The organism is Kitasatospora sp. cg17-2, from assembly GCF_054031055.1.
In genome coordinates this window covers 2,113,831-2,127,842 of record NZ_CM132923.1, presented here as the reverse complement: position 1 = coordinate 2,127,842, position 14,012 = coordinate 2,113,831, and the positions used below count along the sequence as shown (strand labels likewise).

Annotated in this window: 14 protein-coding genes; 7 read left to right on the top strand and 7 right to left on the bottom strand. The window is 75.3% G+C overall.

Going from position 1 to position 14,012, the window contains the following annotated elements; genetic code table 11:
- Window positions 1-24 precede the first annotated feature (24 nt).
- From ACW14Y_RS08265 to ACW14Y_RS08255, 3 genes are all read right to left on the bottom strand, one after another.
- Entirely contained in the window at window positions 25-852 is an 828-nt protein-coding gene (locus ACW14Y_RS08265; RefSeq protein ID WP_380307455.1) for a DsbA family protein, read from the bottom strand.
- A 195-nt stretch (window positions 853-1,047) separates the two neighbouring features.
- The gene (locus ACW14Y_RS08260; RefSeq protein WP_266275912.1) at window positions 1,048-1,728 is read right to left on the bottom strand and encodes a hypothetical protein; all 681 of its coding nucleotides are present in this window, start codon (window positions 1,726-1,728) and stop codon (window positions 1,048-1,050) included.
- 212 nt (window positions 1,729-1,940) lie between these two features.
- A complete protein-coding gene (locus tag ACW14Y_RS08255) occupies window positions 1,941-2,249 on the bottom strand; it encodes a BatC protein (protein ID WP_456986383.1) in 309 nt (102 codons plus the stop codon).
- On the opposite strand from ACW14Y_RS08255, the gene ACW14Y_RS08250 reads away from it, so the two are divergent.
- From ACW14Y_RS08250 to ACW14Y_RS08240, 3 genes are all read left to right on the top strand, one after another.
- On the top strand, window positions 2,239-2,601 hold the full coding sequence (locus tag ACW14Y_RS08250) for a hypothetical protein (RefSeq protein ID WP_402722187.1): 363 nt from the start codon (window positions 2,239-2,241) through the stop codon (window positions 2,599-2,601). The genes ACW14Y_RS08255 and ACW14Y_RS08250 overlap by 11 nt on opposite strands.
- Complete coding sequence (locus ACW14Y_RS08245; protein WP_340632720.1) at window positions 2,598-2,984, top strand: hypothetical protein; 387 nt, start codon at window positions 2,598-2,600, stop codon at window positions 2,982-2,984. Before ACW14Y_RS08250 ends, ACW14Y_RS08245 begins: the two co-directional genes overlap by 4 nt.
- 169 nt (window positions 2,985-3,153) lie before the next feature.
- Window positions 3,154-4,032: a CHAD domain-containing protein gene (locus ACW14Y_RS08240; protein WP_456986382.1), complete on the top strand. Its 879-nt coding sequence runs from the start codon at window positions 3,154-3,156 to the stop codon at window positions 4,030-4,032.
- 34 nt (window positions 4,033-4,066) lie between these two features.
- On the opposite strand, the gene ACW14Y_RS08235 is transcribed toward ACW14Y_RS08240, so the two are convergent.
- A complete protein-coding gene (locus ACW14Y_RS08235) occupies window positions 4,067-4,882 on the bottom strand; it encodes a uracil-DNA glycosylase (protein WP_456986381.1) in 816 nt (271 codons plus the stop codon).
- 137 nt (window positions 4,883-5,019) lie between these two features.
- On the opposite strand from ACW14Y_RS08235, the gene ACW14Y_RS08230 reads away from it, so the two are divergent.
- The 3 genes from ACW14Y_RS08230 (at window position 5,020) to ACW14Y_RS08220 (ending at window position 8,218) form a co-directional block, all read left to right on the top strand.
- A complete protein-coding gene (locus ACW14Y_RS08230) occupies window positions 5,020-6,090 on the top strand; it encodes a slipin family protein (RefSeq protein WP_456986380.1) in 1,071 nt (356 codons plus the stop codon).
- Window positions 6,091-6,163: 73 nt separating this feature from the next.
- Window positions 6,164-6,631 carry a CBS domain-containing protein gene (locus ACW14Y_RS08225; protein WP_380307443.1) on the top strand — a complete coding sequence of 156 codons (468 nt, stop codon included), beginning with the start codon at window positions 6,164-6,166 and terminating at the stop codon, window positions 6,629-6,631.
- 480 nt (window positions 6,632-7,111) lie between these two features.
- Window positions 7,112-8,218, top strand: a complete 1,107-nt coding sequence (locus ACW14Y_RS08220; protein WP_456986378.1) for a hypothetical protein — start codon at window positions 7,112-7,114, stop codon at window positions 8,216-8,218.
- A 137-nt stretch (window positions 8,219-8,355) separates the two neighbouring features.
- Here ACW14Y_RS08220 and ACW14Y_RS08215 read toward each other — a convergent pair whose 3' ends face one another.
- Window positions 8,356-8,766: a PaaI family thioesterase gene (locus ACW14Y_RS08215; protein WP_456986377.1), complete on the bottom strand. Its 411-nt coding sequence runs from the start codon at window positions 8,764-8,766 to the stop codon at window positions 8,356-8,358.
- Between the two features lie 82 nt (window positions 8,767-8,848).
- Window positions 8,849-11,800, bottom strand: a complete 2,952-nt coding sequence (locus ACW14Y_RS08210) for an FAD-binding and (Fe-S)-binding domain-containing protein (RefSeq protein WP_456986376.1) — start codon at window positions 11,798-11,800, stop codon at window positions 8,849-8,851.
- Between the two features lie 167 nt (window positions 11,801-11,967).
- Here ACW14Y_RS08210 and ACW14Y_RS08205 point away from each other — a divergent pair, with 167 nt between their 5' ends.
- Complete coding sequence (locus ACW14Y_RS08205; RefSeq protein WP_380392247.1) at window positions 11,968-12,582, top strand: hypothetical protein; 615 nt, start codon at window positions 11,968-11,970, stop codon at window positions 12,580-12,582.
- A gap of 132 nt (window positions 12,583-12,714) precedes the next feature.
- Here the strand turns inward: ACW14Y_RS08205 and ACW14Y_RS08200 are convergent, their stop codons facing one another.
- Complete coding sequence (locus ACW14Y_RS08200) at window positions 12,715-13,728, bottom strand: glycosyltransferase family 2 protein (RefSeq protein WP_456986375.1); 1,014 nt, start codon at window positions 13,726-13,728, stop codon at window positions 12,715-12,717.
- Window positions 13,729-14,012 lie beyond the last annotated feature (284 nt).

The following is a 14,012-nucleotide window of genomic DNA, read 5'->3' as shown; positions in this document are numbered from 1 at the left end:
GGGAATCGGCCGGGCCGGTGGTGCTCACTGCAAGCCCGCGGCCTGCTTCACCTGCGCGGTGAACTGCTCCGCCGTCAGCGCCTTGTTGCCGCTGAACAGCGTGAGCGGCTTGCCGTCCACTTTCACCGTCGGGGTACCGGTCACCCCGCTGTCGTTGAACGCGTCCGCGACCTTCTTCGCCCACGGCGCGTACGTCCGGTCCGTGACCGCCTTGACGAAGGCGTCCGTCTTCAGGCCCGGCACCTTGTCGGCCAGCTCCAGCAGGTGGTTGACGTCGCCGAAGCCGTCCTCGCGCTCGTCCGGCTGGTTGGCGTACAGCACGTCGTGGTACGCCTTGAACTTGTCCACGCCCTCGTTCACCGCGGCGCCGATCGCCGCCAGCGCGGTGCGCGACCCCTTGCCGCCGAGGTTCTTGTCCAGGAACGCGGCCAGGTGGTACTCGACCTTGACCGTGCCGTCCTCCGCCAGCTTGCGGACCGCGTCCCCGTTGGCCGCCTCGAAGTTCTTGCACACCGGGCAGCGGAAGTCCTCGAACACCTGGAGGGTGTGCGCGGCGTCCGCCTTGCCGTACGTGATGACCGTGCCGTCCGTGCCCGAGGTGTTCGCCGGGACGACCATCGCGGTCGGCTCGACCGCGTCCGCCGCCGAGGACTTGCTGTCGCCGCCGGCCGTGCTGATCGCCAGCGCGGTGCCGCCGACCAGGGCGAGACCGACCACGAGCGAGACACCGACGACGATCCGCCGGCGGCGCGCGTTCGCCTCCTTCTCCAGGCGCTGCGCCTCCTGGATGCGCTCACGGGCGCTGATCTTCTGGGACTGCTTGCGGGAGGGCTTCTGGTTGGGGTGAGCCATGTCGGTTCAACTCCGTAATGGGGCGCGCCGAGGGGCGCGCGGAGGTGTCCCCACCCCGGCGCACGGCGTACGGCGCGGGCGCGCTGGGGCGCCGACGCGGGTACGGGCCGGAGGGGACTACTGGGCGGGAGGCGGAGTCGCGCAGCGCCCGCCGGACACCTGGGAGCCCGTCACGGGGCAGCCGTCAGGAGGTCGTCAGCGGGCAGGCGCGAACAGCGGCGGACCGCGGCGCGGCGCCGGACTCAGCACCACGTCCTCGCGGCACGGGCGGCGGCGGTCCGGGACCGGCAGCGGCACCCGCAGCACCGGCCGGGCCGGGGCCGGGACCAGCAGCGCGACCAGTGCCCGCAGCGGCGCCGCGACCGCCTGGCGCAGCGCGCGCAGCGCCCGCAGCAGGCCGGACAGGGCCGCGTCACCCAGCCGCAGCCAGGCCGCGGCGGCCAGCGCGATCACCAGGTGCACCAGCAGGAGCAGCAGTTGGGTGGCCGCGGGCGCCAACCGCCCGGAGTGCCCCAACTGGCCGTAGAGCAACGACGACCCGTCCACCGAACCGCCGCCGCAGACCAGCAGGTTCATGCCGCGGGCGGGGAGGTCGGCGCCGAGGACCGGACCGCAACTGGTCTGGCCCAGATTGAACGTCGTGTTGAGCAGCAGCTCGACCGGGACCAGCACGGCCGCGATCTGCGTCAACCGCCGCTCCCCGCCGGCCAGCACGGCCGCGACCAGGAAGACGACGGCGGTCGCGACCACCACCAGGGTGAGCGGCAGCGGGCGACCGGTGATCACCACCTGACCCAGCGCGGACAGCGGCACGGCGAGCGCGGTGAACACCGCGGCCCGCAGGGCCCTCGTCGCGTGGGTGGAGGAGGTCGTCACGCTCGGGAGTATGTCACGGCCCTTACGCCGGGCACGAGGGTGCGTCGGGGTCGGCGGCCGGATCGGCGCACAGATTGTCCCGCATCGGTCGTTCGTTCGCGGTCCGGGGGTGGGGAGTTCACCGGGGCGATGGGTTTGGCGGAGCGGGGTCGGGTGACGGGTGGTCAGCCGCTGACGGGGGCGATGGGACGGTCCGACAATCGGGCGATGGACTATGCCCATGGCCCGGGGCCGGGGGTGCCCGCGGTGCCGTCGCCGTCATGGCCGTCACCGTCGTGGCCGTGGTTCCCGTCGCACCCTTCGCACTCCGCGACGCCCTGCCCGTCGCCTTCGCCCTCCTCCACGCCTCCCTCCACGCCTTCGCCCGCGCCGTCCTCCTCGCCGTCGGTGCCCTCCGTGCCGTCGCCGTCGTCCTCCGCCCCGCCCGCCCAGTCGTCCGTCGAGCCGTCCGCACCGGCCCCCGCGGTGCCGACCACCCCCGCCGCCCCCGAGTCGGCCGCACCGTCGCCGGTGCGGACCACCCCCGCCGTCCCCAACACCCCGACCGTCACCCGGCCGCCCGCGAAGCCCGCCCCACCACCGCTCCCGCCGCTCCCGCCGCACGCCGCCGTCACCCTCCGGCCCGGACCCGAACCCCCGCAGGCGCAGTCCCCGCCCAGCTGGACGGCACAGCCCCCGCCGGTGCCCCCGCCCCCCGCCCCGACCGCCACCCTCACCGCCGTCGCCGCCGCACCCCCGCCCCCCGCCGAACCCCCGGCCGCCGGACTCGACCCCACCACCTGGACGACCGTCCTCCTCCTCACCGTCCTCGTCCCGGCCGCGCTCGCCGGAGCCCTCGGCCACCACCGCACCAGCACCCGGAGCCGCCGATGAACCCCGTCCCCCTGCTCAGCGCCGCGGCCTGCGTGACCCTCGCCGTCGGATCCCTGGCCGTCGCCCACCGACTGCGCCCCGCCGTCCCCGAGGGCGAACTCCCGCCCGAACCCCACCCCGTCCTCTCCAGCATCGGCTCCGGACTGCTCTCCGGCTTCATGCTGCTCACCGGCTTCCTCGTCGCCACCGGCTGGGCCGCCCGCAGCACCGGCATCCTCCCGCCCCGCGGCCTCTACCTCGCCGACGTCGCCGCCGGCACCGCCGTCCTCCTCTACCCCGCCCTCGCCGGCCTCCCCTTCACCCCTCGCTACACCACCGCCGTCGTCTTCTTCGCCGCCCTCGTCGGCTACACCATGTGCCTCGCCATCCAGCTGCGCCCCTGACCGCACCCGCGTCGCGCGGACGCCGCACCGGTGCGCAAGAGGTCGGATCCGCCGACTTCCCGCTCCGCGGGGCACGGGTACGGGTGGCGGAAAGGTGCGCTGCCCCGGGGCGGGGGCGCGGGCTAGCCTGGAGGCGATTCCCCGACGCCCCGGAAGGGGGTGCAGGCGGATGGCCGATGACAAGGTCACCGTGGGTGAGGTGGTGCTCGGACGGATCCGGGCGCAGGCCGAGGTGCTCGCCGGACTGGACGAGGCCGTACGCGCCGACGAACCGGACGCGGTGCACCGGATGCGGGTCGCCTGCCGGCGCCTGCGCAGCGCGTTCCGGACCTACCGGCGACTGCTCGCCCCCGGCGCCACCGACGAACTGGTGGCCGAGCTGCGCTGGCTGGCGGCCGCGCTGGGCCGGGCCCGCGACCAGGAAGTGCTGGGCGAACGGCTGGCGGCACGCGCCCGGGAACTGCCCGCGGAATGCGGACCCGAGCAGGTCGCCGCCGAGCTGGAACGCCGGGGGAAGGCCGAGTACCGGAGGGTCTGGCCGGAGGTCGTCGCCGCCCTGGACAGCCCCCGCCGCCGGGCACTCGCCGACGGACTCGCCGCCCTGCTCACCGAACCCCCGCTGCGCGGCAGGGCGGACCGCGCGGCCGGACCGGAGCTGACCCGGGTCGCCGCCCGGGAACAGCGCCGCACCGCCGACCGGATCCGCACCGCGCTGGCCGACGAGGGCGAGGAACAGGACATCGCGCTGCACGAGGCCCGCAAGGCCGCCAAACGCGCCCGGTACGCGGGCGAGACGGCGCTGCCGGTCGCGGGCCGGGCGGCCGAGCGGTACGTCGCCCGGATGAAGGCCGTCCAGGAGGTCCTCGGCGAGCACCAGGACGCGGTGGTGGCCTCGACCGCGCTGCGCGAGCAGGCCCGAACCTCGAAGGAGCCCTTCGGCTACGGCGTGCTGTACGGGCAGCAGTTGGCGGAGGCGGAGCGGGCGCGGCTCGCGCTGCCGGAGGTGTGGGAGCGGGCGTCCCGACCCGAGCTGACCCGGTTCGGCTGAGGCAGCGGGGGAGCGCGGCGCGGCCCCCGGGGCGTCACTCCTCCGCCGGGTCGAGCCCGGCGGCCCGGGCCGCGGTGCGGAGCAGCTCGCGCAGCATCACGGTGCTGAGCCGGCCGGTGTTCGTATTGCGCGGGCTCACGTGGTAGCAGCCGTACAGCTCCAGCGGCGGGCCGCCGTCGCGCGCGGTCAGCGTGACGTGCGCGCCGTGGCCGAACCGGGGCCGGGGGCGCGGGACGGTCCAGCCGGCCGCGTCGAGCACCGGGAGCAGCGTCTGCCAGGCGAACCCGCCGAGCGCCACCACGCTGCGCACGGTGGGGCGGAGCAGGTCGAACTCGCGGGCGATCCAGGGCCGGCAGGTGTCGCGTTCGGTGGTGCTCGGCCTGTTGTCGGGCGGGGCGCAGCGCACCGGGTCGGTGATCCGCACGCCGTGCAGGGCGAGGCCGTCGCCGTGCCGGACGGAGAGCGCGCGGTTGGCGAGGCCCAGGTGGTGCAGGGCGGCGTAGAGCAGGTCGCCGGAGGGGTCGCCGGTGAAGATCCGGCCGGTGCGGTTGGCGCCGTGCGCGGCGGGGGCGAGGCCGACCAGGACGAGCGGTGCGTCCGGCGGGCCGAAACCGGGGATCGGGCGGGCCCAGTAGTCCCAGTCCAGGTAGGCGCGGCGTTTGACCCGGGCCGTCTCCTCGCGCCACTCGACCAGCCGGGGGCAGGCCCGGCAGCCGGTGACGACGCGGTCGAGGACGGTGAGGTCCGGGGCCCGGGCGGCGGCCGCGGCGGGGTGCAGCGGGTGGTCCGGGGCATCCGCGGGCTCGGGGGCGTCGGCCGGGGCCGGTTCCTCGGCGGGGGGCGGCGGCATGGCGACGATCCTAGGGGCTGCCGGAGGTTCGTTCCGGTCCGGACGGGGCAGGCGTAGCGTGGAACCAGCTGTTCCGGCGGCCGTCGGCAGGCTGGGTCGGCGACGGCCGGGGCTCGCTGCCGCGCGAGGAGGCCGTGATGGTCGTCGATGTGGTGATAGCGGTCGTGGTCGTCGTGCTGCTGCTGACGGCGGTGGTGGCGGGGCTGAGCCTGCGCGTCGTGCAGCAGTTCCAGCAGGGCGTGGTGCTCCGGTTCGGCCGGGTGCGCGACGAGGTGCGCGGGCCGGGACTGGTCGCGCTGATGCCCGTCGCGGACAAGCTGCGCCGGGTGAACGTGCAGATCGTGACGCTGCCGATCCCGGCGCAGGAGGGCATCACCCGGGACAACGTGACCGTCCGGGTTGACGCCGTCGTGTACTTCCGGGTGGAGGACCCGGTCAAGGCGATCATCAATGTGCAGGACTACAACTTCGCCATCTCCCAGGTCGCGCAGACCTCGCTGCGGTCGATCATCGGCAAGAGCGAGCTGGACGACCTGCTGGCCAACCGCGAACCGATCAACCAGGGGCTGGAGCTGATGATCGACAGCCCGGCCCTCGGCTGGGGCATCGAGATCGACCGGGTGGAGATCAAGGACGTCGCCCTGCCGGAGTCGATGAAGCGCTCGATGTCCCGGCAGGCCGAGGCCGAGCGGGAGCGGCGGGCGCGGATCATCACCGCCGACGGCGAGTACCAGGCCTCCGCGCGGCTGTCGGAGGCGGCGGCGGTGATGAGCGCGACCCCGGCGGCGCTCCAGCTGCGGCTGTTGCAGACGGTGGTGGAGGTCGCGGCGGAGAAGAACTCGACGCTGGTGCTGCCGTTCCCGGTGGAGCTGCTGCGCTTCCTGGACAGTGCGGCGGAGACCCATCGGCGGGCCGCGGGCGAGGCTTCGGGCGCGGCCGCGGGCGTGGCGCCGGGGGAGGGGGAACCGGCCGAGGTGTCGGGGGCGGAGGGCGGGACGCCTCCGGTGCGCGCTGCCGAGGTGCACGAACTCCCCCCGTTGGAAGAGGTGTTGGAGAGCCCGCCGCTCGATGTGCCGCCGGTCCCGCCGTTGGACCTGCCGGACGACCTGCCGGCCGACCTGCCGGACGACCTGCCGGACGACCTGCCGGCCCATGGCCCGGCCGAGTCGTCGGACGGTCCCGAGGGCGGGCGGGGCGCTGCCGCGTAGGCCCGGTGGCGGGGCCCCGGCGGCCGGACCACGATGGAGTGACGGGAGTGGCAGGCAGGTCAGGAGGCCGATCATGACCAGTGCGGGCGACATCATGCATCAGGGGGCCGAGTGCGTGCGCGAGCACGAGACGCTCGCCACGGCGGCCCGGCTCATGAAGGAACGCGACGTCGGGGCGCTGCCGATCTGCGGTGAGCGGCAGAAGCTCCTGGGGATTCTCACCGACCGGGACATCGTGCTGAAGTGCGTCGCGGAGGGTCTCGACCCGGAGCAGGTGACCGCGGGCGAGGTGGCCCAGGGGCGGCCGATGACGGTGGAGGCGGACGAGGACGTCGAACAGGTGCTGCGGGTGATGGAGCAGTACCGGGTGCGGCGCCTGCCGGTGATCAACCACCCGGAGCACGAGCTGGTCGGCATGATCAGCGAGGCGGACATCGCCCGCGGCATGCCGCAGACGCGGCTGGCGGAGTTCGTGACGGCGGTCTGCGCCGAGGACTCGCCGGGCTCGAAGGAGGTGCTGGAGACGCCGCAGAGCGCCTGACGGGCGAGGGCGCACGAGGGAGGCCGGCTCGGCCCGGGGCACGCCCCGGGCCGAGCCGCTGCGGTGTCCTCGACCTCGCTCGCCCCGCCCTTCCCCGCACTTTGCAAAGTGCACTTTGCCAAGTGTGCGGAGCGGTGGTCGGGCCGCTCCGGAAGACATCGCGTTCGGTGGTCTGCGGGCACGGACGACGGTCGCCGCGATGAGCTGCTCGCGGCGGCCCGATCGGGTGGCGAACGCTCACTGAGCCGCGGACATGTCCGGCCCAAGGGGACGAACCTGTCGGTCGGTCAGGGCAGGCCCGGCCTTGGTCGCGAGGGTGTCGCGTGGTGCCGGTACGATCCTCCTCGCCGAGCACGCAGGTGCGAGGGCGGGGGCTGGGGTGCGGCGCGTCCGCACGATGTCCTCGCCGCGCCCGGTGCCCATCCAGAACCGCCCGGATCCGGGCGTTCTTCCTCACCTCGCCGGCCAGGAAAGCAGTTCATGATCCTCGTTTCCATCCTTTTGATCTTCGGCGTGCTCGTGGTCGCCGGTGCGGTCAAGGTCGTTCCCCCGCTGCTCGCCCTGGGGCGGCAGAGCCGCCGGGCGGAGGAGCTGCGGGGGACCCTCGTCCCGCGCGAGCAGCTCGTGCTGAAGGGTGAGGAGCCGCCCGCCGAGCTGGCCGCCGCGCTCGACGCGGCCCGGTCCGGTGACTGGCGCCCGGCGGCCGGGTACCTGGCCGAGGTCGGCGGCTACCGCGACGCGTCCCGGCGCTGGGCGCGGCTGGGGCCGTTGTGCACGGCGGCGGCCGAGGACGACACCTGGCTGCGGCGGTGGCGCGAGGAGGACCCGCGCAGTGCGGCGGCCGCCCTGGTGCAGACTACGGCGCTGGTCTACCGTGCCTGGGACATCCGCACCGGCAAGCTCGCCTCAGAGGTGAGCGAGGAGCAGTTCCGGGGGTTCCGCAAGGCGCTGCGCGAGGCGGAGCAGACCGCACTGCAGGCCGTCGGAACGGCACCGGCCGAGGACCCCAACCCCTGGGTGGCGCAGATCGCCATCGCCATGGGGCTGAACTGGTCGCGCGAGGACTTCCGCGCTCTCTGGGCCGAGGTGGTGGCCCGCGACCCCCACCACCTGCGGGCGCACGAGGGCGCGCTGCAGTACTGGTGCGCCAAGTGGCACGGCAGCCACGAGCTGATGCACGCCTTTGTGGACACCGCACTCGCCGAGGCGCCGGCCGGCAGTCTGCTGACCGCTCTGCGGGTGCAGGCGTTCCTCGAACAGATCACCCGGGACAAGGCACCGGCGGCCGCCTACCGGACGCCGGAGTTCACCGCGGCCGTGGACGCCCTGCTGGCCGACCTGGCCCAGGCCGATCCCGCGCATCCGCAGCTCCAGGACGCCCGGGGCTGGGCCGCCTGGGGGCTGGTCATGAATGCCCGGACGGCGGAAGCTCTGGAGCTGTTCCGCGTGATGGGCCGCGAGGTGGCCGGCCCGTGGCGCGACTACGAGGATCCGCGGAAGGCCTTCGACCGGATGCGCGAGATCTGCGTGCAGGCGATCGCCCGCGACTGGGTCCGGACGGGGCAGCCACAGGGCTCGATGGTGTAGCCGGGTTCGGCTCGGCCCGGGGCACGCCCCCGGGCCGAGCCGCTGCGGTGCTTTGGCCTTCGCTCACCCCGCCCTTTCCCGCACCTTGCAAAGTGTGCGGAGCGGGGGGAGGGGCAGGGCCGGGGCTGCCGGGAGGGTCAGGCGAGGGCGTAGACCGTGGTGGTGTGGGCGGCCGGTTCTTCCTCGCCCTCGGCGGTGAGGGTGATGTCCAGGAACGCGATCCGTCGGCCCAGCTTGGTGACGCGGGCGTGCACCAGGACGTCCTGTCCGACGACCGCGCGCTGGAAGCTGGTGGACTGCTGGACGGTCGTCATCGGGCCGAAGCCGCCGCGGGCGGCGGAGACCGCGATCACGCTCGCGGTGTCCGCCGCCGCCATCAGCGCCTGGCCGGACAGCGCGCCGCCCTCCCGGGCGAGCTGGTCGGACCAGGGCAGCCGGAGCACGGCGTGGCGCTCCCCGGTCCCGGTCACGGACAGGCCGAGCGCCTGCACCCAGGGAGCGAAGTTGTCGGCCAGGATCTTGTCCGCCTCGGCGGTGGTGAGGGTCATGGCGTCATTGTGGCGGCCGCCGCGGAGGGTGTCAGGGACTCGGCGCGCCCGGCCGTCTGGGCGGCGGACGGCGGCGAACCGGCTACTCGGCCGAGGGCCCATCCCGCTGCTCCCGCAGGGCCCGGAGCATCAGCTCCGCCAGGTGCACCGCCCGCCGCCCGTCGGCCAGTTGGGCGATCTGGGTGCGGCAGCTGAAGCCGTCCGCGAGGACCACGGTGTCCGGGGCGGCGGCCCGGACCTCCGGGAGCAGCACCCGTTCGGCGATCGCCGCCGAGATCCCGTAGTGCCCGCGTTCGAAGCCGAAGTTGCCCGCGAGTCCGCAGCACCCGGAGTCCAGGACCCGGTTGGTGACGCCCATCCGCCGCTCGATCCGGCGGTCCGCCGCGCTGCCGAGCACCGCGTGCTGGTGGCAGTGGGTCTGGGTGACGGCGTTCACCGGCAGTTGCGGCAGCGGCGCGTCCGGCGCGTACTCGTCGACGAACTCGGCGAAGGTGCGGGTGCGTTCGGCCAGCGGGCGGCCCTCGGCGCCGAGCAGGCGCGGGACCTCCTCGCGCAGGGTGGCGGTGCAGCTCGGGTCCATCCCGACGACGGGTGTGTCGGCGGGCAGGCCGGTGGCGGCGAGCGCGGCCAGGCTGCGGCGCATCACCCGCCGGGCGCCCGGGAGTTGGCCGGTGGAGTACCGGGTCAGGCCGCAGCAGACCGGTCCGGCGGGCAGTCGGACGTCGAAGCCGAGGTGTTCCAGGACCTCGACGGCCGCGCGCAGCACCTCCGGCTGGAGGTGCTCGGAGAAGGTGTCCGGCCAGAGCAGGACGGGCCGCGCGCCCGCCGGGTCCGGACGCAGGGCGCGGCGCCGCCGGTACCAGCGGGTGAAGGTCTCCGGGGGCAGCACCGGCAGTGCCCGGCGCCCGTCGACGCCGCCGAGCCGCTTGAGCAGCGGGGCGGCCGGTGAGCGGCCGATCGCGTTGACCAGGCCGGGGGCGAGCGCGGCGCCGCGCAGCCACAGCGGCAGCAGGCCCATCGCGTAGTGCGCGGCGGGCCTGGGCCGGTGCCGGTAGTGCTGGTACAGGAACTCGCTGCGGTAGGTGGCCATGTCGACGTGGACCGGGCAGTCGCTGGCGCAGCCCTTGCAGCCCAGGCAGAGGTCCAGTGCCTCGCGGACCTCGGCGGACCGCCAGCCGTCCGTGATCGCGGCCCCGGCACCGGGGAGCGTTCCGGCGCCGGGGACCGCCCCGGCGCCGCGCAGCATCTCGGCGAGCAGCCGGGCCCGCCCGCGGGTCGAGTGCCGTTCCTCGCCGGTGGCCATGTAGCTCGGGCACATCACGCCGGTGGTCGTATCGATGCACTTGGCGACCCCCACACAGCGGCGGACCGCCTTGGCGAGGCTGCCGTCGTCCTGCTCGTACGGCAGGGCGAGCGGCAGCTCGCGGACCGGCCGCCCGCCGAAGCGGAGGTCGGCGTCCAGCGGGCGCGGGTCGACCGCGATGCCGGGGTTGAGCAGGTTCCCCGGGTCCCAGATCTGCTTGAACTCGCGGAACAGGGCGATGACTTCGGGCGGGTACATGCGCGGCAGCAGTTCGCCGCGGGCCTGTCCGTCCCCGTGCTCGCCGGAGAGCGAACCGCCGTGCGAGACCACCAGGTCGGCCGCCTGTTCCATGAACTCCCGGAACACCGGCAGCTCTTGCGGCCGGGTGAGCGGGAAGTCGATCCGCAGGTGCACGCAGCCCTCGCCGAAGTGCCCGTACGGGACACCGCGCAGGCCGTGCCGGCGCAGCAGGGCGCGCAGTCCGCGCAGGTAGTCGCCGAGCCGCTCCGGCGGGACGGCCGAGTCCTCCCAGCCGGGCCAGGCCTCGCCGCCGCCGGGCAGCCGGGTCACGGTCCCGGCGCCGGCCTCGCGCACGCCCCAGAGCTGGCGCTGCTCGGCCGGGTCGGTGACCACGGTGGCGGTGGCGGTGCGTTCGCGCCGGACGGTGTCGGCGAGCCGGTGGGCGGCGTCGAGGGCCTCGGCGGCGGTGGCGCCGCCGGTCTCCAGGAAGAGCCAGCAGGCGCCGTCGGGCAGCCGGTCGAGGGCGGCCGGGCGCGGTCCGGCGGCGAGCAGTGCGGCGATCAGGTCGGCGGCCATGCCCTCGACGGTGAGCGGGCCGAGCGGCAGCAGCGCGGGCACGGCGTCGGCGGCGGCCGTCTCGTCGGGGTAGCCGGCGACCACCAGGGCGCGGGCGCGCGGCTCCTCGACGAGCCGGACGGTGGCGCCGAGCAGCAGCGCGCAGGTGCCCTCGGTGCCGGTGAGGGCGCGGGCCAGGTGGTGGCCGCGCTCGGGCAGCAGGGCGTCCAGCGGGTAGCCGGAGACCCGGCGGGGGAGTTCGGGCAGGCCGCGGCGGATGGTGGCGAGGTTCCGGTCGGTGAAGGCCTGGAGCCGGTGGTGGAGCAGGCCCTCGGGTCCGGGCCGGGTGGCGAGGGCGGCGCGTTCGGCGGGGGTGAGCGGGCCGCCGACGGTCAGTTCGGTGCCGTCGGCGAGCAGCAGGTCGAGCGATTCGACGTTGTCGGCGGTGCGGCCCCAGGCGACCGAGTGGGCGCCGCAGGAGTCGTTGCCGATCATGCCGCCGAGCGTGCAGCGGCTGTGGGTGGACGGGTCCGGCCCGAACCGCAGGCCGTGCGGGCGGGCGGCGCGCTGGAGGTCGTCGAGGACGGTGCCGGGCTGGACGCGGGCGGTGCGGCGCTCGGGGTCGACGTCGAGGACGGCGCCCAGGTGGCGGCGGAAGTCGAGCACCACCGCGCCGGGGCCGATCGCCTGTCCGCCGATGCTGGTCCCGGCGCCGCGCGCCACCACGGGCACCCGGTGGTGGCGGCAGAGCGCGAGGGCGGTGCGCACGTCCTCGGTGTCGGCGGGCTTCACCACGCCCAGCGGCAGGTGGACGTAGTTGGAGGCGTCCTGGCTGTAGACGGTCCGTTCGGCGGCGTCGAACCGGACCTCGCCGCGCAGCGCGGCGGCCAGCTCCCGCGCGAGCTCGGTGCCGGGGGTGGTGTCGGGGCGGCTCACGGGCGGTCCTCCCTGGCGGTGGCGAACGGTCCCCGCCGATCATCGCAGCCCGCCCCGGAGAACGACACGGGGCAAGGGCCGTCGTCGAACCCGCGCCGGCCGGGCGGGACGGGTGCGGAGGAAAAACGCTGGCGGCGCTCCGGGGGAGTGTGGGACGGTCGGTCTCCGTGATCACCGAGAACCCTGACGACCCCCGCCGTTTCCTCGCCCATCTGCCGGTCGGCGAGCGGCTCCCGATACCGGAGGACGCGGCCCCCTCCTGGTCGATCTTCCCCTACGAGGGCGAGCTGACCGTCCGTCCGCTGGACGCCCCCGTGCTGCCCGAGCCCGGCCGGCACGGCGAGGCCGGGGCGGCGGAGTGCCACGAGTGCCGCCGTCCGGAGGAGGACTTCGTCTGGACCGACGAGCACTGGCGGCTGCGGGCCTTCGACGCGCCGCACGGCCTGCCCGCCGTGCTGTTCCTCGGCCCGCGCGAGCACCACGACCTGATGGACCTGCCGCCGGCCCGGGCGGTCGAGCTCGGCCCGATGCTCCAGCGGGTGGAGCGGGCGATCCTGGCACTCGGCGGCATCGGGCGCGTCCATGTGAACCGCTGGGGCGACGGCGGGGCCCATCTCCACCTGTGGCTGATCGCCCGCCCCGAGGGCCAGCGCCAGCTGATCGGCTCCACCCTCGCGCTCTGGATGGACCTGCTCCCGCCGCTGCCGGACGAGCTCCGCGCCGACACCCTGCACCGCATCGCCACCGCCATGGCGGCCGACGGCGGCACCGCGCACGCCTGACCCCGGGCACGCCCGACCCCGCGGACACCTGACCCCGCGCACGCCCGACCCCGCACACGCCCGACCCCACAGGTGGGGGCGGCACGGACCCGCGCCGCCCCCGCCCCCGTACCCGTCCGCCCCCGCCCGGCCTCAGCGCCGGCGGGAGGCGCCGGTCAGCGTCCCGGCGGCGATGTGGGAGAGCTTGGCCACCTCGAAGGCCGGGTAGGCGCCCCCGGCCAGCAGGGAGAACTTGACGCCCTCGCGGCCGCCCGGGCGCCGGTGGCCCGGCGGCTGGAAGCGCCGGTGGTGCTCGGCCGCGCGGTGGAAGAACTGCGGGCGCTCGGCGCGGGCGACGCAGCCGGCCAGGTCGAAGACGAACAGGTAGTGCCGGACCATCCGGGTGAACAGCGCGTCACGGACGGGCCCGGGGGCGTCCAGCTCGTCCAGCAGCGCGAAGCTCCGCTCGTACTGGTCGAAGAGGTCGAAGCTGCTGCTCCCCGGCGAGCCGGTCGGGTGCACGGTCTCCCGGCGGCGCAACTGCACGCAGGCGCGCGGCAGGACGGCGATCCGCCGGGCCGTCAGCATCGCCCGGTGCACGACGGGGATCTCCTCGTAGCGGCCCTCGGGGAACGCCAGCGCCTGCCCGCGCCAGTGTTCGAGCCGCACCAGGCGGTCCCAGATCAGCGGCGGCGCGCCCAGCAGCTCGGGACGGTCCGCCGGGCCGAACACCTCGGGTCCGGCCTCGGCCAGCAGCGTCTCGGCGCCGCCGGGCCAGTCCCGGCCGGCGTGCTGGCGGGTGTGCCCGAACAGCAGCAGGTCGACCGGCCCGGTCCGCTCCAGGTGGTCGGCGAAGGAACTGAGGGCGTCGCGGGCGAGCAGGTGGTCGGCGTCCAGGAACAGCAGGTACTCGCCGGCGGCCCGGGCGGCGCCCGCGTTGCGGCCGACGCCGACGCCGACCGCCGCGTCGAGCTGGAGGACGGAGACCTGGGGGTGCCGGGCCGCGTAGCGCTCGACGAGCTGGGCCGGGCAGTCGGGGGACCGGTCGGCGACCACCAGCACCTCGAAGTCGCGGAAGGACTGGGCGAGCAGCGAGTCCAGGCAGTCCGCCAGCTGTTTCTGCTGGTCGTAGGCGGGGATCACGACGCTGATCAGGGGTGAGGGCATGACGCCGGAGCGTAGGAGCGCCTGCGAACGGTGGCAAAGCCCTGACGGTCCGTAAATCCGGTCAAGATCTGTCAAATCGTATGGACGTACGCCATATCTTCACCAGCTGCCCCGGTCGCGTCCACGTCAGGAACCTCCGTGCCGCCGATGCCCCGCTGCGCCGGTTCGCCGCGCGGCATCGGTCGGTGCCGGGCAGTCTGGAGGCGATGCCGCGGGGACGCCGCGGGACGGCACACGGACAGCGCGGGGACAGCACCGGACGTCGCGGGGACGCCGCGGCGGCG